Origin of the sequence: Stenotrophomonas sp. G4 (assembly GCF_003428825.1) — a bacterium.
GTDB classification, from domain to species: Bacteria; Pseudomonadota; Gammaproteobacteria; order Xanthomonadales; family Xanthomonadaceae; genus Stenotrophomonas; species Stenotrophomonas indicatrix.
Genome location: NZ_CP031741.1, coordinates 152,033 through 172,310 on the forward strand (window position 1 = coordinate 152,033; position 20,278 = coordinate 172,310).

The window sequence follows — 20,278 nt, forward strand, 5'->3', positions numbered from 1 at the left end:
AAGAATAGACGATCCATGCCGCACCAAACGGGTGCGTGCGGTAATCCACGCACCCGTTTGGTGCATATGCTGCTGCACCGCGCTGGGGCAGGTGCTTTGAAATCAACAACTTGTGAAGGCCAAAAAGTTGGCACGGTCGTTGCTGTACCTCAGCAGGCATTCATTCCCATCCGAGGTCGTACCGATGTCCGTGGAAAACGTTGAGAAGCTGATCAAGGACAACCAGATCGAGTTCGTCGATCTGCGTTTCGTCGACATGCGTGGCGTCGAGCAGCACGTCACCTTCCCGGTCAGCATCATCGAGCCGTCGCTGTTCGAAGAAGGCAAGATGTTCGATGGCAGCTCGATCGCCGGCTGGAAGGGCATCAACGAATCGGACATGGTGCTGCTGCCCGATACCGCCAGCGCCTACGTCGACCCGTTCTATGCCGATCCGACCATCGTGATCAGCTGCGACATCCTCGACCCGGCCACCATGCAGCCGTACGGCCGCTGCCCGCGCGGCATCGCCAAGCGCGCCGAGGCCTACCTGAAGTCCTCGGGCATCGCCGAAACCGCGTTCTTCGGCCCGGAGCCGGAATTCTTCATCTTCGATTCGGTCCGTTTCGCCAATGAAATGGGCAACACCTTCTTCAAGGTCGACTCGGAAGAAGCCGCCTGGAACAGCGGCGCCAAGTACGACGGCGCCAACAGCGGCTACCGTCCGGGCGTGAAGGGCGGTTACTTCCCCGTTCCGCCGACCGACACCCTGCACGACCTGCGTGCGGAGATGTGCAAGACCCTGGAACAGGTCGGCATCGAAGTGGAAGTGCAGCACCACGAAGTGGCCACCGCCGGCCAGTGCGAGATCGGCACCAAGTTCAGCACCCTGGTGCAGAAGGCCGACGAACTGCTGCGGATGAAGTACGTCATCAAGAACGTCGCCCACCGCAACGGCAAGACCGTCACCTTCATGCCCAAGCCGATCGTCGGCGACAACGGCAGCGGCATGCACGTGCACCAGTCGCTGTCCAAGGGCGGTACCAACCTGTTCTCCGGCGACGGCTACGGCGGCCTGAGCCAGCTGGCGCTGTGGTACATCGGCGGCATCTTCAAGCACGCCAAGGCGATCAACGCCTTCGCCAACTCGGGCACCAACAGCTACAAGCGCCTGGTGCCGGGCTTCGAAGCCCCGGTGATGCTGGCCTACTCGGCGCGCAACCGTTCGGCCTCGTGCCGCATTCCGTGGGTGTCCAACCCGAAGGCGCGCCGCATTGAAATGCGCTTCCCCGATCCGATCCAGTCGGGCTACCTGACCTTCACCGCGCTGATGATGGCCGGCCTGGACGGCATCAAGAACCAGATCGACCCGGGCGCACCGAGCGACAAGGATCTGTACGACCTGCCGCCGGAAGAAGAGAAGCTGATCCCGCAGGTCTGCTCCTCGCTGGACCAGGCGCTGGAAGCGCTGGACAAGGACCGCGAGTTCCTCAAGGCCGGTGGCGTGATGAGCGATGACTTCATCGACGGCTACATCGCGCTGAAGATGCAGGAAGTGACCAAGTTCCGCGCGGCGACCCACCCGCTGGAATACCAGCTGTACTACGCCAGTTGACCGGTAGGCGATGGCGGTGGGTACCCCCTCCCACCCGCCGCCATCGCCTCCGTCTTTGCGGCTGGGGAGCCGCAGGGCGGGCTCCGGCCCGCCGTGGTAGAGCGGACCGTTGGTCCGCTGCATTGGAAACGCGGGCCCTTGGCCCGCAGATCCAGGGGCAAGAGAGAGACCGGACACGCGACATGGGCCGCCCTCCCTCCCGCGTCGGCCGTGCAAGGAGAGAGGCACGGCTGTCCCGGCCCGATTCGTGTCCGGTGCAACAGCCACGGCCATCACCACGATGGCCCTTGGTTGCCTGATGCCATCGCGCATTCGCGCGCTGGCCCCATCCACCCTCGGGACATGCGCATGAAACTGATCTCCGCCATCATCCGACCGTTCAAGCTCGACGAGGTCCGCGAGGCCCTGTCCGATGCCGGCGTGTCGGGCATCACCGTGACCGAAGTGAAAGGCTTCGGCCGCCAGAAGGGCCACACCGAGCTGTATCGCGGTGCCGAGTACGTTGTCGACTTCCTGCCCAAGATCAAGATCGAAACCGTGGTCACCGACGAACGTGCCGACGCAGTGATCGAAGCGATCCAGTCGTCTGCAGGCACCGGCAAGATCGGCGACGGCAAGATCTTCGTGACCGCTGTCGAGCAGGTCATCCGCATCCGCACCGGCGAAATCGGCGCCGACGCGCTGTAAGCCCCCTTCCGGAGACTCCCCCATGAAGATGCGCCTTCTCACCGGGTGGCAAGCCCGGTTCCATCTGGTGTGCCTGCTGATGCTGTTCAGTGCGCTGGCCGCCGGTGCCTGGCCCGGCAATGCACATGCCCAGGCCCAGGTCACGCCGCTGCAGAGCGAGGCCGTGGCGGTCGAGCCCTTGCAGGACCCGACCGCCGCTGCGCCTGCGGCTGCCGAAGCGGTGGCCGCGCCCGCCTATGACCATGGCGACGTCGCCTGGATGCTCACCTCCACCCTGCTGGTGCTGCTGATGGTGGTACCGGGCCTGGCCCTGTTCTACGGCGGCCTGGTGCGTTCGAAGAACGTTCTGTCGGTGCTCAGCCAGATCCTGGTGGTGTTCTCGCTGGTGCTGCTGTTGTGGGTGGCCTATGGCTACAGCGCAGTGTTCAGCGCCGGCAATCCGTTCTTCGGCTCGTTCACCGAATTCGCCTTCCTCAAGGGTTTCACCCCGGAGTCGGTGGGCAACACGCCGATCAAGGGCCTGCCGGACTACCTGTTCGTCGCCTTCCAGTCGACCTTCGCCGGCATCACCACCGCGCTGATCGTCGGTGCCTTCGCCGAGCGCATCAAGTTCCGTGCGGTGCTGCTGTTCTCGGCGCTGTGGTTCACGCTCAGCTACATCCCGATGGCGCACATCGTCTGGGGCGGCGGCTACCTGGGCGAACTGGGCGCGATCGATTTCGCTGGTGGCACCGTGGTGCACATCAACGCCGGCGTGGCCGGTCTGGTGGCTGCATGGTTCGTCGGCAAGCGCCTGGGCTACGGGCAGACCGCGTTGAAGCCGCACAACGTGCCGTTCACCTATATCGGCGCGATGCTGCTGTGGGTCGGCTGGTTCGGCTTCAATGCGGGTTCCGCCGCTGCCGCCGACACCGTCGCCTCGCTGGCCTTCCTCAACACCGTGCTGGCCACCGCTGCAGCGGTGCTGGGCTGGACGCTGGTGGAAGCGATCAGCAAGGGCAAGCCATCCGCACTGGGCGCGGCCTCGGGCGCGGTGGCAGGCCTGGTCGGCATCACCCCGGCGTGCGGTACCGTCGGCCCGCTCGGCGCGATCGTCATCGGCCTGGTGGCCGGCGTGGTCTGCGTGTGGGGCGTGACCGGCCTCAAGCGTCTGCTGAAGGTGGACGACACCGCCGACGTGTTCGGTGTGCATGGCGTGGGTGGCATCGTCGGCGCGATCCTCACCGGTGTGTTCAGCGCGCAGTCGCTGGGCGGCACCAAGGCCGATCTGGATATCGGCCACCAGGTGTGGGTGCAGGTGGTCAGCGTCGGCCTCACCGTGCTGTGGTCGGCCGTGGTGACCGCAGCCATCCTGCTGCTGGTCAAGGTGGTGGTCGGCCTGCGGGTGACCGAGGAGGCCGAGCGTACCGGCCTGGATGTCACCTCGCACGGTGAATCGGCCTACGAGGCCTGATGCATGACAGGCGGCCCCCAGGGGCCGCCTGTCATCAACATGGTGCGTGCAGACCGTTGGTCGGCACGGTCGGTGGCCCAGCCACGCATGGCGTGGCTCTACTGCATCGTCCGGGCTTATCACGCACAATCGGGCCATGCACCCGATCCGCGCTTCCCTGATGCTCTCGGCCTGCCTGCTGCTGGCCGCCTGTGCCTCCACGCCGCAGGAAACCCGCAACCCGCTTGCCACCTGGGTGCCATCGCCGAACCAGAACGCGCGCACGCCGGTCATCATCGTCATCCACCACACCGAGCAGAAGTCGGTGCAGCAGAGCCTGCACACGCTGCGTACCGCCAACAGCGGTGGGCGGGTCAGTGCGCACTATCTGATCGGCGCCGATGGTCACCGCTACCAGCTGGTAGCCGATGAGCGCCGCGCGTGGCATGCCGGCTCCGGCCGCTGGGGCACCATCACCGACCTGAACTCCACGTCCATCGGCATCGAGCTGGACAATGATGGGCATACGCCTTTCAGCCCCGCGCAGATCGAATCGCTGATCGTGCTGCTGCGCGATCTCACCGAACGGTTGAACATCCCGCCACGGCAGGTGATCGGCCACGCCGACCTGGCGCCGACGCGCAAGGAAGATCCCAGCCGCTTCTTCCCGTGGCAGCAACTGGCTGAAGCAGGCTTCGGCGTGTGGCCGCGCGCTGCCGATGGGGCTGCGCCGGAAGGCTTCGATGCATGGGCCGCGCTGGCGCGCTTTGGCTATCCGTTGGACAACCGCGAGGCCGCCGTCGCCGCGTTCCACCGCCGTTTCCGTGGCAGCGACACCCTGCCGAAAACACTCGACGCCGAAGACGCGCGCATCCTGCATTCGCTGTTGCTGCAGACCCCGTAGCCGGTAGCGCCGGGCCATGCCCGGCGAGCGCACCGCGCGGGATCCGCTTCTCGCCGGGCATGGCCCGGCGCTACCCAAGGTTGCCGCGCCACCATCGGCCCCACTACATTGCGACGATGATCACTGTTACGTCGCCGCGCGCGCTCCTCACCTTCCTGGCCGTTGCCCTGCTTGCCGGCTGCGCCACCACGGGCACCCGGCCGCAAGCGCCTGCCGCAGCAACGCCTGCCGCCACCTACGCCAAGGTCGACTGGAACACGTTGCCGGCCGTATCCGATACCGACCTGCAGGCCGGCTTCGCCGCTTGGCGCAGCAGCTGCACCCGCCTGAAGAACGATGCGACCTGGGCCAAGCCCTGCGCGACCGCCAGCACCGTGTCCGACAAGGACGCTGCTGCGATCCGCGCATTCCTGCAGCGCGATCTCGATGTCTATTCCCTGCGCGCCGGCGGCCATCGCGCCGACGGCCTGATCACCGGCTACTACGAACCCATCTATCCGGGCAGCCTCACCCGTACCGACACCGCCACCGTGCCGGTGTACGGCACACCCGATGATCTGGTGGTGGTGCAGCTGGACAGCGTCTATCCCGAACTGAAGGGCAAGCGCCTGCGCGGTCGCGTGGAGGGCAAGGTGCTCAAGCCCTACGACGATGCCGGCAGCATTGCCAGCAAGGGCGCCAAGGCACCGGTGCTGGCCTGGCTGACCGATCCGATGGACCTGCAGCTGCTGCAGATCCAGGGCTCGGGCCGTGTGCGCCTGGCCGATGGCAAGCAGGTGCGGCTGGCCTATGCCGAACAGAACGGCCATCCCTATCGCGCGATCGGCCGCTGGCTGGTGGAGCAGGGCGAGCTGAAGAAGGAAGACGTCACCATGGACGCGATCCGGGCGTGGGCGAAGGCACATCCGACGCGGGTACCGGAACTGCTGCGCAGCAATCCCAGCTACGTGTTCTTCGTGCGCAGCCCAGACAGCCCGGAAGGTCCGCGCGGTTCGTTGAATGTGCCGCTGACCGCCGGCTACAGCGTGGCGGTGGATCGCACCGTGGTGCCGCTGGGCAGCCTGCTGTGGCTGTCCACCACGCGCCCGGACGGCACGCCGGTGGTACGCCCGGTGGCCGCGCAGGACACCGGTGGCGCCATTGCCGGCGAGGTACGTGCCGATCTGTACTGGGGCAGCGGCGATGCCGCCGGCAAGCTGGCCGGCGACATGAAGCAGCAGGGCAACCTGTGGCTGCTGTGGCCGAAGGGTGCGGCGTTGCCGCAGTAGGTCAGCAGGGGTCAGATCCCCCTCCGCAGGAAAGGGATCTGACCCCCATATGCCTGATAATGGCGCCCTTCCGATCCCTCCGGCCGCACCTGCGGCCAGGACCCATGCAATGAAATACGCAAAGAACAACGCAAGATCCAACACCAAGAAGTACTACAAGCACTGGGCCGAATCGGGCCTGGGCAAGGGCAACGTGCTGATGGAAGCCCGTGGCGAGAAGATCGTGCGCCAGGTGGAGATCTACGGGGCCAAGGTCGTGTGGGCCGATGAAACCGGGCAGAGCGATGACCGCTTCGTGCTGGCCGACCAGCCGGTGTCGTTCATGGATTTCGACGAAGACGACGAGATCAGCGCGCGCGAGTTTGAAATTGCCTGGAAGAAGGCCCGGGAAGCCACCGGCTACCCCGTTTAAGAGCAAGGAGCCCGCAATCACTGGATGGCTGGCGGTATCGAAATGTTATAAAGTTGCATTTCCCGCATCCCGCCTGCCCCCTGATGAAGACTCCCACGCTGGTGGCCGCGCTCGCGGCCGCCCCGTTCGCCCCTGAAGCATTCGCCCAGTCCGCCGACGCCGCGCTCACCCTGGGCAAGGTCGATGTGCACCAGCACAGCGAGGGGCAGCTGAGCGCACACCAGGTGCTGACCTCGGTGGATGTGCTGGGCGCGGACCAGATCGAAAACCGCAACGTGTCGCACAGCTGGGAACTGCTCGGGCAGATGCCCGGCATCCAGCTGACCGAAACCCGGCAGGGCGCCGAGTCGGGCAAGGTCAGCTTCCGCGCCTTCAACGGCGAGGGCTACCTCAATGCCATCAAGACGCTGATAGATGGCATCCCCAGCAACGTCAACAGCGGCAACCAGCGCTTCATCGACATGCTGTTCCCGCTGGAAATCAGCTACATCGAAGTGGTGCGCGGTACCAACGATCCGCGCTACGGCCTGCACAACATCGGCGGCAACGTGAACTTCGGCACGCGCCAGGGCGGCACCTACACCGACGCGCGGCTGGCCTATGGCAGCTACAACACCCGCGATGTGCAGCTGGCGGTGGGCCGCGAAGCCGACGGCTTCGCGCAGAACTACTTCGTCGGCACCCAGGCCAGTGACGGTTATCGCGACCACGACAGCTCGAAGAAATACGCGCTGGGCGGCAAGTGGTTCTACGGCTCGCTGGACGACGGCCTGCGCGTGGGCCTCACCGCACGCGCCTACCACCACGAGGCCGACGAACCCGGTTTCATGACCGCGGAAGAGCTGCATGCGGGCCGCCGCCGCAGCGACCTGCGCAACGCCAATGACGGCGATGACCGGGACATGCGCCAGTTCGCCGCGCACCTGGACATGAAGCTGTCCGACGCGGTGACCTTCGGCACGCGGCTGTACTACAACCGCTATGAAGACGACCGCCGGGTGACCTTCAGCGATCTGCCCAGCGGCAACCTGCCGCGCCAGCGTCGTGTCTGGGACGAGCGCCAGACGGGCCTGCTCGGCACGCTCACCTGGCAGGCCAACCCCGCGCTTACCGTGGAAGGCGGCCTGAACTACGAGCAGCAGGACAACGGCTACATCCGCGAGCGCTACGCCTACGCCGAACCCACTGATTACAGCCAGGCGCCGGCACGCGTGCAGAACGACGACCGCCACAGCTTCGACAACTGGGGCGCTTACGTGCAGGCCATCTACCAGCCGGCCGACGCATGGAAGATCGTGCCGGCCTACCGTGTGGACCGTTTCAGCGGCCGCACCCGGCTGATGAGCGGCGCCACCGGCCGCCTGCAGGACTACGGCAGCATCGGCCAGCCCAAGCTGAGTGTCATCCACAGCCTGGGTGAGCACACGCACATCTACGCCAACTGGGGCCGTACTTTCCAGGTGCTGACTGGTTCCACCGCGCCGGCCTACCTCACCCCGGGGCAGGCACCGATGCAGCCCTCCACCAACACCGGCATGGAGCTGGGCCTGAAATTCCAGCCCTTCGCCGGCAGCCAGGCCCGGCTGGCGGTATGGCAGCAGGACGCGGAAAACGAAGTGTCCAACATGCCGGCCACCGGCACCACGGTCACGCTGGGCAAGACCCGCCGCCGCGGCGTGGATGCGCAGATCAGCGCGCAGCTGGGTGACGCGTGGACGCTGTGGGCCTCGCATGCCTACCAGGAGGCGAAGATCACCCGCGACGACCGCGCCGCTGGCGTGACCCTGCAGGGACGCGAAGTGGCCGCCACTCCGCGCCACATCAGCAACCTCGGCCTGGACTACCAGGCCAGCGATGCCCTGCAGCTGGGCCTGCAGGCGCGCGCGCAGGGCGATTACTACCTGGAAGAGCGCAACGCCACCGGCAAGTTCGGCGGCTTCGCCGTGCTCGACCTCAGCGCGAAGTACCAGATCACCCCGGCCTGGAGCGTGGACCTGCAGCTGAAGAACGTGACCGGCCGCGAGTATGCCTACGCGTGGTACGACAGCTTCTTCTGGGACAGCGCCCGGCCGATGTTCTCGCCCGCCCCGGGCCGCGCGGTCTTCGTTGGGCTCAACATGAAGCTGTAACCGCAAAGCCGGTAGTGGTCGAGCTTGCTCGACCTGCGGGGACTCACGCCACCGCGTTGTACGGTTCGATGCGGGCCAGCACATCGGCCAGTCTCTCCTTGGTCATCGCCGCATCGAAATCGGCCTGCAGTCCGATCCAGAACTTGTCGGACACGCCGAAGTAGCGGGACAGGCGCAGCCCGGTGTCCGCCGTCACGGCGCGATGGCCAGTGACGATCTCGCCGATCCGACGCTGCGACACGCCGATCGCCTTGGCCAAGCGGTACTGGGTGATGCCCAGCGGCTCCAGGAATTCGTGCAGCAGAATCTCGCCGGGAGTGGGGTAGGGAACGGTTCGCATGAGTGCGGCTCCTTCAGTGGTAATCGACGATTTCAACTTCGGCGGGCCCCTCCCTGGTCCACACAAAGCACATCCGGAACTGATCGTTGATGCGGATGCTGTACTGGCCGCGCCGATTACCAAGCAGCGATTCCAGCCTGTTGGCCGGTGGTATCCGCAGGTCACGCAGATCGACTGCCACGTTGAGCATGGCCAGTTTGCGCAGCGCGGTGGCTTCAATGTGATGCCATCTCGGCACGCGCTGGCCCTTGAACAGCGCCTGCGTACGCCTGCAGGCAAAAGACTGGATCGGCATGGTAATAACGAGAGTCGATAGTATCGTATGGCGTTAGTATCTGGGGTGCAACCCCCCTTGGTGAAGTCCCGGGTGCGACGGCTGGCGACGCATTCGCTGTGATCCGATGCCGGACACTGTTTTTGCACTACATTGGTGCAATGTCCGACCCCGCACCCCCGCCGTCCCTCGATGCCCTCGGCACACCGCTGGCTTGGGCCGGGCCCGATGGCCGCATCGCCGGCTGCAACCCGGCCTTCGCGCGCTGGCTGGGCGTCAGCGGCCGGCGCCTGCTCGGCCAGCCGTTGGCCGCGCTGGAAGTGCAGGGTGAGGCGCTGGCCCATTTCCTGGCCCGCGACGAGCGCGACAGCCTGCGCCTGAACCGGCTGGCGTTGGCGCTGCCGGGCGAAGCCGCGCGTTTTGCCGAAGGCTGGATGAGCCGCCGTGACGATGGCGGCTGGTTGCTGGAGGCGCATCCGGTCGATGAGTTCCCCGGGCTCGACCCGACCCAGGCCCTGCCCAGCGCGCTCAGCGCAGCGCTGAAGGGCCTGGCGCACGAACTGCGCAATCCGCTGGCCGGGTTGAAGGGCGCCGCACAGCTGCTGGCCCGCCGCGCGGCGCAGCGCGATGCCAGCGAACGCGAACTGATCGATCTGATCGGCTCGGAGATCGAGCGGCTCAATGGCCTGCTGGAGCAGCTGCTGTCACCGGCACCTGCTGCGCCGCATGCGGCGCTGAACATCCACGCCGCGTTGGAGCGGGTGCTGCGCCTGGCCGAGAACGAGGCCGGCTGGGCGGTGCGCCTGCAGCGCGACTACGACCCCAGCATCCCCGAATTCGATGGCGACGCCGACCGCCTCACCCAGGCGGTATGGAACCTGGTGCGCAATGCCATCCAGGCCGGTGCCGGCAACATCACCCTGCGCACCCGCGTTGAACACGGTGTGCGCATCGCCGAGCAGCTGCACACCCTGGCCTTGCGGTTGGAGATTGCCGACGACGGCCGTGGCGTACCCGAAGAACTGGCCGAACACCTGTTCCTGCCCCTGGTCAGTGGTCGTGCCGAAGGCACCGGCCTGGGCCTGGCGTTGGCCCAGCAGGTCGCGCGCGAGCATCGCGGCACGCTGACCTACCGGTCGCGCCCGGGCCATACCGTATTCACCCTGCTGCTGCCGATCGGCAACGGCACCGCCGCCACCGAGGAGGCCCCGCGCGATGTCTGAGTCTTCCGCGTCCCCGCCGTGCATCTGGGTGGTCGACGATGACCGCGCCGTGCGCTTCGTGCTGTGCACCGCGCTGCGCGAGGCCGGCTACCAGGTGGTCGACTTCGACAGCGCCGCCCCCGCACTGCAGGCGCTGGCCGATAGCCCGCCGCCTGCGCTGCTGTTCACCGACGTGCGCATGCCCGGCGACGATGGCCTGGTGCTGCTGGACAAGCTGAAGGCCGCGCTGCCGCAGCTGCCGGTGGTGGTGATGTCGGCCTACACCGACGTCGCCAGTACCGCCGGTGCGTTCCGCGGCGGTGCGCACGAGTTCCTGTCCAAGCCGTTCGATCTGGACGACGCAGTGGCACTGGCCCAGCGCGTGCTGCCTGCGGTGGCGCCGGCCATGGCCGCGCCCACGCCTGCTGCAGAAGCCGCCAGCGATCAGCCGCCGCAACTGGTGGGCGATACGCCACCGATGCGCGCGCTGTTCCGCGCCATCGGCCGCCTCGCGCAGGCGCCATTGGCGGTGCTGATCATCGGCGAAACCGGTACCGGCAAGGAGCTGGTGGCCAACGCGCTGCACCGCGAATCACCGCGTGCGCAGCATCCGTTCGTCGCGCTGAACACCGCCGCCATTCCCGCCGAGCTGCTGGAAAGCGAGCTGTTCGGCCACGAGGCCGGTGCGTTCACCGGCGCGCAGCGGCGCCACATCGGCCGCTTCGAGCAGGCCAACGGCGGCACCCTGTTCCTCGACGAAATCGGCGACATGCCGTTGCCGTTGCAGACGCGCCTGCTGCGCGTGCTCGCCCAGGGCGAATTCTTCCGCGTGGGCGGACGCGAACTGATCCGTGTCGATGTGCGCGTGGTCGCCGCCACCCACCAGGATCTGGAAGGACTGGTCGCGCAGGGAAAATTCCGGGCCGATCTGCTGCACCGCCTGGACGTGGTGCGCCTGCAGCTGCCGCCTCTGCGCGAGCGCCGCGAGGACATCGCGCAACTGGCCACCACGTTCCTGGCCGCTGCCGCGCGCAGGCTCGATACGCCGCCCAAGCGGCTGACCGCCGCCGCCCTGCAGGCGCTGCGCGAGCACGACTGGCCGGGCAACGTCCGCGAACTGGAAAACGTGTGCTGGCGCATGGCCGCACTGGCCGCCGCCGATACCATTGGCGTGGCCGATGTCGATACCGCGCTCAACCGCGCCCGCAGCCGGCGCAGCAGCACGGCTGCCGGTGACCCGGGCCAATGGGAAGCGCTGCTGTCCGAATGGGCGCGCCGGCAGCTGGCCGAAGGCACCGAGGGCCTGCACGCGCAGGTGCGCGAACGGGTCGACCACGCCCTGTTGGAGGCCGCGCTGCAGATCACCCACGGTCGTCGCGCCGAAGCCGCCGCGCGCCTGGGCCTCGGCCGCAATACGCTTACCCGCAAGCTGGGCGCCGGTCGCCGCCGCGGCGGCCATTGAACGGTGCCTGCACGCGATCCTCGCACCCGCTTGCCGAACTGTTGATCCTCCATGGACGATGCCGTCCGTAGTGTTACCCGCAAGGAGTCCTCGATGCGTTTGTCCTTCGCCCTTCTGCCGCTGTCCGCTGCCGTGCTCCTGTCTGCCTGTGGCAGCGCACCGAAGAAGCCGCAACCCACGCTGCCTCCGGTGGTCACCACGCCCGTGGCCCAGCTCGCCGAAGCCAACCTGGCGCCAGCCTCGGCCAGCATCGTCAGCGGCCGCTTGGTGCTGAAGACCGAAAGCGGTGGCGTGCACTTGACCGGCCTGGTCGGCGGCCTGCAGCCGATGCAGCAGGCCGGTTTCCACATCCATGAGCGCGGTGACTGCAGCGCGGTGGACGCCAGCAGCGCCGGCAACCATTTCAATCCCGCCGGTGTCGCCCACGGTCGTGCAGGCAGCGGCAAGCACCACCTCGGTGACATCGACAACCTGCAGGCCGACGCGCAGGGCCGCGCCAACATTGATGTGCACTTGAAGGGCGTCACCCTGGGCGGAGGCGCCGCCACGGATATCGCCGGGCGTGCACTGGTCGTGCATGCCAGGGCCGACGACTATCGCAGCCAGCCCGCCGGCAATGCCGGCGTCCGCATCGCCTGCGGCGTGATCCGGGTAACCCGCTGATCACACCACCGGCATTTCCCAAGGAGAGTTTCCATGCGTCTGATCCACACCTCGCTGTTCGCGGCCATCGCTGCACTGGGCCTTGCCGCCTGCAACCAGCAGCCGGCAGCACCGGCAGCCGAAGCCCCGGCCACCACCCCGGCCGAAGGTTCGGCAGCGCCGGCTGACCCGGCCACTGCACCGGCTGACCCGGCCACTGCACCGGCTACCGCAGCGGCCCCGGCAGCCGATGCCTCGGCCACTGCCGAACTGGCACCGACCCAGGGCAATGAAACCAAAGGCTCGATCACCTTCAAGCTGGTCGACGGCAAGGTGCACGCATCCGGCCAGATCAGTGGCCTGAAGCCGGGCAGCGAGCACGGCTTCCATATCCACGAGAAGGGTGACTGCAGCGCGCCGGACGGCATGAGCGCCGGCGGCCACTTCAATCCGGGCAAGCAGGACCACGGCAACGTGGCCACTGATCCGCATCACGGTGGCGACATGCCCAACATCAAGGCCGACGACAAGGGTGTGGCCACCATCGATGGCCCGGTGTCGAGCAACGTCAACATCGGCAAGGGTGATGATTTCGACATCATCGGCCGCGGCCTGATCGTCCACGCCGACGCGGACGACTACAAGACCCAGCCGACCGGCAACGCCGGTGCGCGACTGGCGTGCGCGGTGATCAAGAAGGCACCGTAAGAAAACGAAAACGCCGGCGCAAGCCGGCGTTTTTCAGTTGATCCGCCGGGCATGGCCCGGCGCTACCGTATTCCGTGGGTAGCGCCGGGCCATGCCCGGCGGCATTACCTGTACGTCAGCGCGCCAGCAGCTCGCGCGCGTCCTGGCCGGCTTCGCAATGCACGAACAGCACCGGCACACCGTGCGCTTCCAGAACTGCGGCCATCTGCCGCTGGCGCATCAGGAACTGCTCGTAGATGCCCTGCAGGCGCTCGCAGTCGCCCTTGCCGTGGTTGTAATGCGCGCACCAGCCGGCCGGGTCGAACAGCGCCATGCGCGCTTCGCCCTGCGTGTAGCGCAGCAACGGCTCGGGCGCGTCACTCAGCCACTCGTCCTGGCCCGGGGCCATGATCGCGGTTTCAATCAGCGGCCACAGCGCGGCCAGTCCCTGGTTGTCGTACTGCATCGACATCATCGCGGCCAGGTCGTTCACGGTGAAATAGCGTGCGTGCTCCACGCGCGCACCGAACGTGTTCTGCGCCATCAGCGCGGTATCGGCATGGGCCATGCCATTGGCCAGCAGCACCTCTTCCAGCGCATCGGCCACGGCTGTCGTGGTGGCCACGTCGGTACCGGTCAGCAGGAACGGCACCACCCGCAGGCCACCGCCAACCAGGCTTGCGTCGGCCTGGAAAGGCAGCGGCACATCACCGCTGGCATCGGCGCCGAAGGCCAGCACGCGCGGGCCCTGGTTGCTACCGGGCGCGCGCATCTGCAGTTCTTCCAGGCGGCGATGGATCGGCCAGCCGGGGCGAAGCACTTCGGCCGGATCGAAATGGGCGGCGGCGAACACCAGGTCCAGCTCGGCCACCTGTGGCACCAGCTTGGACAGGTCGCGGCCGACGCGTTCGGCCAGTTCACCGGCCTGTTCAGCGCTGAGCACCGCCTGGCGGGGGATTTCGCCGCCGGCCAGTTCCAGGGCCAGCACGCCAAGGGCATTCATCGCAGGGTCGGGTTTGCTCATGGTTCCACGGTTGGCCCATCACAGGGCGGCAGCTACACTTGGCCCCATTATGCCTGCTCTGTCGTGCAGGCCATGTTGCAGACACCCTCATCCATGCCAGGTATCTCCATGCCCAACGCTCGTCCCGTCGCCATCCTCGGTGGCGTCCGCATTCCGTTCTGCCGGCAGAACACCGCGTATTCGGATGTCGGCAACCTCGGCATGTCGGTGCGTACGCTGGGAGCGCTGGTCGAGCGCTTCGGCCTGCACGGCCAGCAGCTGGGCGAAGTGGCGATGGGGGCGGTCATCAAGCACTCCAGCGACTGGAACCTGGGCCGCGAAGCCACGCTGTCCTCGGGCCTGTCGCCGTTGACCCCCGGCATCACCCTGCAGCGCGCCTGCGGCACCTCGCTGGACAGCATCATCACCGTTGCCAACAAGATCGCCCTGGGCCAGATCGAGTCCGGCATCGGCGGTGGTTCGGACACCACCTCCGACGTGCCGATCGTGTACGGCAAGAAGCTGCGCGCGCGCCTGCTGGCCGCAAACCGTGCCAAGAGCACCGGCGACAAGATCCGTGCGCTCACCTCCGGCTTCAAGTTCGCCGAGCTCAAGCCGGAGTTTCCCGGCGTGGCCGAGCCGCGTACCGGCAAGAGCATGGGCGACCACTGCGAGGACATGGCCAAGGAGTGGAACATCTCGCGCGACTCGCAGGACGAGTGGGCGGTGTCCTCGCACAAGAAGCTGGCTGCAGCCTATGAGCGCGGCTTCTTCAATGACCTGATCGCACCGTTCCGCGGCGTCGAGCGCGACAACATCCTGCGTGCCGACACCTCGCTGGAGAAGCTGGCCACGCTGAAGCCGGCCTTCGACAAGGTATCCGGCCGTGGCACCCTGACCGCAGCCAATTCCACCCCGCTGACCGATGGCGCCGCCGCCGTGCTGCTGGCCAGCGAAGAGTGGGCACGCGCACATGGCCACGAGCCGCAGGCCTACCTGCGCGACGCACACGTGTCGGCCGTCGATTTCGTGCACGGCGAAGGCCTGTTGATGGCGCCGACCGTGGCCGTGCCGGAGATGCTCAAGCGCAACGGGCTGACCCTGCAGGACTTCGACATCTACGAGATCCACGAAGCCTTCGCCGCACAGGTGCTGTGCACCCTGCGTGCGTGGGAGAGCGAGGATTACTGCCGCAACCGCCTCGGCCTGGATGCGCCGATGGGCCGCATCGACCCGGACAAGATCAACCTGCTGGGTTCGTCGCTGGCCACGGGTCACCCGTTCGCCGCCACCGGTGCACGCGTGATCGCCACGGCCGCCAAGCAGCTGGCCGAGCGCGGCGGTGGCCGTGCGCTGGTGTCGATCTGCACCGCCGGCGGCATGGGCGTGGTGGCGATCGTCGAACGTTGAACGCCACGGTAGTGCCGGCCGCTGGCCGGCAGCGTTGGAATTGAAAACGCCGCCCGATGGGCGGCGTTTTTGTTATCCCGGCGGGCTCACACGCCAACCAAGGTTGGCGACTACCGAAGCGGGTTAGGGCATCCGCGGGTTGCCGAACGCGTCGCGCTCCTCATTGGCGTCGTACACCGGCGGCAGCGGTGCAATCGACTGCTCCTCGACGGTCGCATGCAGCGGCGGGTCAACCACCGCTGCCGGTGCACGCACCAGCGCCACGCTGTCTTCGCCACGCTGCAGGCGCAGCGCGTTGGCCAGGCACTGCGCGGCCAGCACGTGTTCGCCACGTTGCGCAAAGGCTTCGCCCAGCGCTTCCCACGCAGGGGCGCCGGCACCTGCGGCGATGGCTTCGTGCAGGAACGCATCGGCCGCGTCCCACTGTTGCTGCGCCAGCGCGATGCGGCCCTGGGCCAGGCGCAGGGCGGCCGAGTCGTCGTGCACGTTGCGCCAGCGCTGCAGGTTGGCCTGGCGCGTGGCCAGACGTTCGGCCGGCAGACGGCCATACACGGCCACCAGTTCGTCATCCCAGCGGTGGTCCAGCGCCTGCTCAAGCGCCAGCAGTGCCGGTTCGTCCCAGTCCAGCGCAACTGCACGGGTGGCGTAGGCAGCAACCACGTCCGGGGTCGGTCGCAGCGCCTTCGGCGTGGCTTCCCACTGCGCAGCCAGGGCGTTGACGTCGCCCGCTTCCAGCAGTGCCTGGGCGGCCAGGCGTGCTTCCAGCTCGCTGCTGGCCTCGGCCGGCAGCACCTTGGTCTGGCGCAGCGCGCCCAGCTGGCCGTAAGCCTCGTGCGCGCGGCCAGCACGTGCCAGCGCTTCGGTACGCAGCCACAGGCCACGCGGCGGCAGCGGCTGGATCGCCGCCACATCCAATGCGTTGATCGCATCCACCGGCAGATCGTTGGCCAACAGCTGCTCGGCACGCAGTAGTGCCTGCAAGGTCGCATCGCTTTCGCCCAGGCGCTGCAGCAGCGCCTCGGCAGCGGGGGCATCGGCCCGCACCTGCGCGCTGCGCACGGCATTGGCCAGGGCAACCCCGCTCACTTCCGGATCCTTGGCGGCGCCATCCAGCAGCTTCTCGGCGCGCTGCCACTGGCCATGCTCATAGGCCAGCAGACCATCGATCAGACGCACCCGGCCCTGCTTGCGGCGGTAGCGGCCCCAGGCACGGAACGGTGCGGCGATCAGGCTCCACAGCAGCCACAGCACCAGCACGCCGATCACCGACAGCAGCGCTACCTTCGGCAGGTTGCTGTGGTAGTCGTAGCCGCCATAGCGCAGGGTCACTTCGCCGTAGCGGTTCAGGTCATCGGTGCCGAGCCATTGCGCGGCAACGACGCCAATGGCCACTGCCAGCAACAGCACGACCAGTGATTGCAGGGGTTTCATACGGGCTTACCTCCGGTCGGTCTGGGTACGCAGTTGTTGCAGGGTGCTGCCAAGCACGGTGTCATCGGCCTGCAATGGCAGCGAGCGCAGGGCATGGAGTTCAGCACGTTGCGCGCGCAGGTCCGGTGAATCCGGCCAGCGCCGCTGCGCCCAGAGATCGATTCTGTTCAGCGCGGCATCGCGGCCTTTGCCGTCGCCGCGCTCGATCGCTGCGCGGGCCAGGGTCAGTTCCAGCTGCAGCGCCGTATCGATGGTGGCGCGCTCGGCCGACGTCAGCGGGCCGTTCAGGCGGCTCGGGGTGATATCCACGAAGGGCGCCAGCGCGGCCTGCCACCACGGTTTTGCGGCGTTGTTGGCCGGCGTCTGCGCGATCTGCGAAGGCAGGCCCTGCAGGGCCTTGCCCAGCGCGTCCAGGCGTTGCAGTGACAGCACGCGCGGGCCAGCGCCCAACGCATCCAGCGCGTTGCGTTCCTGCACCAGTGCCTGGCGCAGGTTCAGGCCGTCGCTGTCGGGCAGATCGGCCAATGCAGTGGCGGCCAGCGCATACAGCCGGCGTGAGCCCTCAACGTCATCGGCGAAGGCCAGCCGCTGTGCGGCCTGGGTCAGCAGCAGTTCGGCCTCATCGCGCTGCACGGCCTGGCGGCCCTGGTTGGCGCTGTCGGCCAGCTTGGCCAGGTTTTCTTCCAGCAGGGCACTGCGTTGCGACAGGCCCAGCACTTCGTCGCGCAGCACCCGGTTGGTGGTGGCCGCATCCTGCAGGCGCTGGCTGGCAGCGCGCTGGTCGCGGCGCAGGGCCTCGACCGTAGCCTCCAGGCCCTTCAGCTGCACGGCGGTGGTCTGCGCCTGCGCCAGCTGGTCGCGCTGCTGCTTCTGCCAATAGTGGTAGCCGGCATAGCCGCCCGCGCCCAGCACCGCCAGCACGGCGAGCGGCAACAGCCAGCGCAGGGGGCGATGGGGCGATGGAGCGGGCGGCAGAGTGTCGTTCATCGGGCTTCCTTGTCGGCGGCAATGCCGGAACAGATCCGGCAGGCAGCGTTGTGCACAGCATCACTGTTGCCGACGACACCGGCAAGCCGCTGCCGTGCGCCTGTTCAGGTCGCTGCCGGGCCGGTGAGCGCAGTGTGTGCAGCGGCCATCAACTGAGCGCTGGTAGGGCCCTCGCTGCGCACCACCCGGGTCAGCCCCAGGGCCTGCGCCTGCGCGCCCAGCCGGTCGCTGGCCACCAGCGCGATCGCGTTCGCCCGCAGCCGCTGCTGCCAGTGCGCAGGCAGCTGCTGCCAGAAACGCTGCAATGCCTCGCCACTGCTGATGGCCAGCAGCCAAGGCGTTGGAGAACGGGCCAAACGCGCCAGAATGCGCCGCGACAAGCGCAGCGGCAGCCGTCGGTAGACATCGGCGCGGGTGATCTGCGCGCCTGCGGCCTGCAACTCAGCGGCAATCAGGCCCCGGCCTCCCGGTGCGGTCACCAGCCCGATCTGCATGCCCCGCACATCGCCCAGCACCGGCATCGCCAGCAGGCCCTCACTGTCCATCCGCTGGGGCGCATGGACGTCAGCGACACCATGGGCCAGCAGGGCACGCGCCGTGCCTTCGCCCACCGTCAGCCACGGGCTGCGCTGCGCCGCCGCCAGCGGTAGCAGGCTGGCCGCTGCGGCCACGGCCGCCGGGCTGGTGAACACCACCCGATCGCTGGTCAGCGCCCGTTGCAGTTGCTGGCGCGCGGCGCTGCCCTGCAGACGCTGCAGGCGCCAGGGCGAAAGCGCGACGGTACGGCCTCCCAGCCCTGCTGCGGCGTGGCGCAGCGCCGCCTGCTGGCCCTGCGGGCGCAGCGAGATCAGGGTCCAGCCAGTGGGTATCGTATGGTTGGCCATTACCGTCATTATGCGGGCCCTTCGTTGTCGTGGTTGCTGCTGATGGCTGTTGATGCCCTGACCTCTTCGCTGGCTGCCCTGCAGGACGTGCTGGACTGCATGCCGGCGGTCCGCGCGATGCAGATCCGCCTGGATGGCTATGCCGACGGCGTGCTGCGCATCACCGCGCCGCTGGTGGCCAACGTCAATGACAAGGGCAATGCGTTCGGCGGCAGCCTGGCCTCGGTGCTGACCCTGTCCGGCTGGGCGCTGGTCAGCCTGCGCCTGCGTCTGGCTGGCCACGACGCCGAGGTCTACGTGGCCGACAGCAACCTGCGCTACCTGGCACCGGTCTATGAAGACCTGCATGCCCATGCCGAAGCGGCCGGAAGCGGTGCCTGGGAGACCTTCCTGGCCACCTTCCGCCAGCGCGGCAAGGCCCGCATCAGCATTGTCGCCACCCAGCCCGGTGCCGACGGCAAGGCCGCGGCCGAATTCAGCGGTCGCTTCGTTGCCTTCGCCAAAGGGTAGGATGGCAGGCTGACGCCCTGCGGAACCCACCGATGCGCCGCCTCATCCAGATCCTCCTGTGTTCCCTGCTGCTGCTCAGCGCCGCCGCCGGCGCTGCCGCCGACGACCTCAGCCGCAAGCAGCGCAAGCTGCTGGAAGAGACCCAGATCGCCTACGGCGCCACCATCCGCTGGGGCAGCATGGACGACGCCATCGGCTATCTGGACCCGCAGCTGCGCAAGACCAAGCCGCCGACCGAGTTCGAGCTCAACCGCTATGCGCAGCTGCGCGTGTCGTCCTACCGCGAGCGCAGCAGCGCATCGCTCGAAGGCGGCCTGGTCGAGCGCCGGGTCGAAATCGGGGTGATCAACCAGAACACCCAGGCCGAGCGCACCGTGGTGGTGACCGAGCGCTGGCGCTGGGATCCGGAAGCCAAGCGCTGGTGGCAAAGCGCGGGCCTGCCGGACCTCTGGCAGGGGCAGTGACGGGTCGCGTCCGGCTTGTGCGACAATCGGCGCCCGCTTAATCGACCCGTGACCTGAGTGAATTACGAAGAGTTGCTGGCCTTCGCAGGCCGAAACCCGATGCTGTCCGCGGCCCTGGTCGGCCTGACCGTGGCCCTCATCGTCACCGAAATCCGCCGCCTGTTCCGGGGCTTCAAGGGCATCAAGCCCGCCGAACTGACCCAGCTGATCAACGCGGGCGGCACGGTGGTGGTTGATCTGTCGCCCAGCGCCGATTTCGAAAAGGGCCACATCGCCGGCAGCCGCAGTGCCCAGGCCAGCGCGTTCGGCCCCGAGCACAAGCTGGTGGCCAACGCCAAGCAGGCCCCGGTGGTGCTGGTGTGCCGCAGCGGCAACGCGTCCGAGACCGCCGCCAAGGCGCTGAAGAAGGCCGGCTTCGAGAAGGTCTTCGTGCTCGACGGCGGCATCCCCGCGTGGCAGCAGGCAGAACTGCCGCTGGTCAAGGGCCGCAACTGATAGCAGGCGGTGGCGGATGTGGCCTTGTTTGCGCCCTCCGCCGCCCCCATCGCAGTAATTC

At 67.7% G+C, this 20,278-nt stretch carries 21 protein-coding genes; 15 read left to right on the forward strand and 6 right to left on the reverse strand.

From position 1 onward, the window contains the following. Positions 1–184 precede the first annotated feature (184 nt). The 7 genes from glnA (at position 185) to D0Y85_RS00645 (ending at position 8,426) form a co-directional block, all read left to right on the forward strand. Positions 185–1,594: a type I glutamate--ammonia ligase gene (glnA, locus tag D0Y85_RS00615; RefSeq protein WP_010487206.1), complete on the forward strand. Its 1,410-nt coding sequence runs from the start codon at positions 185–187 to the stop codon at positions 1,592–1,594. A gap of 348 nt (positions 1,595–1,942) precedes the next feature. Continuing rightward, positions 1,943–2,281, forward strand: a complete 339-nt coding sequence (locus D0Y85_RS00620) for a P-II family nitrogen regulator (protein ID WP_004134334.1) — start codon at positions 1,943–1,945, stop codon at positions 2,279–2,281. A gap of 22 nt (positions 2,282–2,303) precedes the next feature. Then, the gene (gene amt, locus D0Y85_RS00625) at positions 2,304–3,734 is read left to right on the forward strand and encodes an ammonium transporter (protein ID WP_117309187.1); all 1,431 of its coding nucleotides are present in this window, start codon (positions 2,304–2,306) and stop codon (positions 3,732–3,734) included. A 136-nt stretch (positions 3,735–3,870) separates the two neighbouring features. Next, entirely contained in the window at positions 3,871–4,617 is a 747-nt protein-coding gene (locus D0Y85_RS00630) for an N-acetylmuramoyl-L-alanine amidase (protein ID WP_117309188.1), read from the forward strand. A 116-nt stretch (positions 4,618–4,733) separates the two neighbouring features. After that, a complete protein-coding gene (locus tag D0Y85_RS00635; protein ID WP_117309189.1) occupies positions 4,734–5,885 on the forward strand; it encodes an MltA domain-containing protein in 1,152 nt (383 codons plus the stop codon). A gap of 109 nt (positions 5,886–5,994) precedes the next feature. After that, positions 5,995–6,297 (forward strand): hypothetical protein, encoded by a 303-nt coding sequence (locus D0Y85_RS00640; RefSeq protein ID WP_117309190.1) that lies wholly within the window; start codon positions 5,995–5,997, stop codon positions 6,295–6,297. Between the two features lie 83 nt (positions 6,298–6,380). Beyond that, positions 6,381–8,426 carry a TonB-dependent receptor gene (locus D0Y85_RS00645; protein WP_117309191.1) on the forward strand — a complete coding sequence of 682 codons (2,046 nt, stop codon included), beginning with the start codon at positions 6,381–6,383 and terminating at the stop codon, positions 8,424–8,426. A 43-nt stretch (positions 8,427–8,469) separates the two neighbouring features. Here the strand turns inward: D0Y85_RS00645 and D0Y85_RS00650 are convergent, their stop codons facing one another. Both D0Y85_RS00650 and D0Y85_RS00655 read right to left on the reverse strand, forming a co-directional pair. Continuing rightward, the gene (locus D0Y85_RS00650; protein WP_117309192.1) at positions 8,470–8,766 is read right to left on the reverse strand and encodes a HigA family addiction module antitoxin; all 297 of its coding nucleotides are present in this window, start codon (positions 8,764–8,766) and stop codon (positions 8,470–8,472) included. 13 nt (positions 8,767–8,779) lie between these two features. After that, on the reverse strand, positions 8,780–9,061 hold the full coding sequence (locus D0Y85_RS00655) for a type II toxin-antitoxin system RelE/ParE family toxin (protein ID WP_117309193.1): 282 nt from the start codon (positions 9,059–9,061) through the stop codon (positions 8,780–8,782). A gap of 140 nt (positions 9,062–9,201) precedes the next feature. On the opposite strand from D0Y85_RS00655, the gene D0Y85_RS00660 reads away from it, so the two are divergent. From D0Y85_RS00660 to D0Y85_RS00675, 4 genes are all read left to right on the forward strand, one after another. Further along, on the forward strand, positions 9,202–10,263 hold the full coding sequence (locus tag D0Y85_RS00660; protein ID WP_117309194.1) for an ATP-binding protein: 1,062 nt from the start codon (positions 9,202–9,204) through the stop codon (positions 10,261–10,263). Then, positions 10,256–11,704, forward strand: coding sequence for a nitrogen regulation protein NR(I) (gene ntrC, locus D0Y85_RS00665; RefSeq protein WP_117309195.1), 1,449 nt, complete (start codon positions 10,256–10,258; stop codon positions 11,702–11,704). Before D0Y85_RS00660 ends, ntrC begins: the two co-directional genes overlap by 8 nt. 93 nt (positions 11,705–11,797) lie before the next feature. Further along, positions 11,798–12,367 carry a superoxide dismutase family protein gene (locus D0Y85_RS00670; protein WP_117309196.1) on the forward strand — a complete coding sequence of 190 codons (570 nt, stop codon included), beginning with the start codon at positions 11,798–11,800 and terminating at the stop codon, positions 12,365–12,367. A gap of 33 nt (positions 12,368–12,400) precedes the next feature. Beyond that, complete coding sequence (locus tag D0Y85_RS00675; protein ID WP_117309197.1) at positions 12,401–13,054, forward strand: superoxide dismutase family protein; 654 nt, start codon at positions 12,401–12,403, stop codon at positions 13,052–13,054. Between the two features lie 115 nt (positions 13,055–13,169). Here D0Y85_RS00675 and D0Y85_RS00680 read toward each other — a convergent pair whose 3' ends face one another. After that, the gene (locus tag D0Y85_RS00680; RefSeq protein ID WP_093820883.1) at positions 13,170–14,057 is read right to left on the reverse strand and encodes a hypothetical protein; all 888 of its coding nucleotides are present in this window, start codon (positions 14,055–14,057) and stop codon (positions 13,170–13,172) included. A gap of 93 nt (positions 14,058–14,150) precedes the next feature. Between D0Y85_RS00680 and D0Y85_RS00685 the strand changes: the two genes are divergently transcribed. Further along, positions 14,151–15,446, forward strand: coding sequence for an acetyl-CoA C-acetyltransferase (locus D0Y85_RS00685; protein ID WP_088100805.1), 1,296 nt, complete (start codon positions 14,151–14,153; stop codon positions 15,444–15,446). A gap of 123 nt (positions 15,447–15,569) precedes the next feature. On the opposite strand, the gene D0Y85_RS00690 is transcribed toward D0Y85_RS00685, so the two are convergent. The 3 genes from D0Y85_RS00690 to D0Y85_RS00700 all read right to left on the reverse strand — a co-directional run bounded on the left by D0Y85_RS00690 (position 15,570) and on the right by D0Y85_RS00700 (position 18,757). Next, positions 15,570–16,877, reverse strand: coding sequence for a heme biosynthesis HemY N-terminal domain-containing protein (locus tag D0Y85_RS00690; protein WP_032978029.1), 1,308 nt, complete (start codon positions 16,875–16,877; stop codon positions 15,570–15,572). 6 nt (positions 16,878–16,883) lie between these two features. Next, a complete protein-coding gene (locus tag D0Y85_RS00695) occupies positions 16,884–17,864 on the reverse strand; it encodes a uroporphyrinogen-III C-methyltransferase (RefSeq protein ID WP_117309198.1) in 981 nt (326 codons plus the stop codon). A 104-nt stretch (positions 17,865–17,968) separates the two neighbouring features. Beyond that, positions 17,969–18,757, reverse strand: a complete 789-nt coding sequence (locus tag D0Y85_RS00700) for a uroporphyrinogen-III synthase (protein WP_117309199.1) — start codon at positions 18,755–18,757, stop codon at positions 17,969–17,971. A gap of 33 nt (positions 18,758–18,790) precedes the next feature. Between D0Y85_RS00700 and D0Y85_RS00705 the strand changes: the two genes are divergently transcribed. The 3 genes from D0Y85_RS00705 to D0Y85_RS00715 are packed head-to-tail and all read left to right on the forward strand — an operon-like array spanning position 18,791 to position 20,217. Beyond that, the gene (locus D0Y85_RS00705; protein WP_032951885.1) at positions 18,791–19,258 is read left to right on the forward strand and encodes a YiiD C-terminal domain-containing protein; all 468 of its coding nucleotides are present in this window, start codon (positions 18,791–18,793) and stop codon (positions 19,256–19,258) included. 32 nt (positions 19,259–19,290) lie between these two features. Beyond that, positions 19,291–19,722, forward strand: coding sequence for a hypothetical protein (locus D0Y85_RS00710; RefSeq protein ID WP_117309200.1), 432 nt, complete (start codon positions 19,291–19,293; stop codon positions 19,720–19,722). A gap of 57 nt (positions 19,723–19,779) precedes the next feature. Then, entirely contained in the window at positions 19,780–20,217 is a 438-nt protein-coding gene (locus D0Y85_RS00715; RefSeq protein WP_025875933.1) for a rhodanese-like domain-containing protein, read from the forward strand. Positions 20,218–20,278 lie beyond the last annotated feature (61 nt).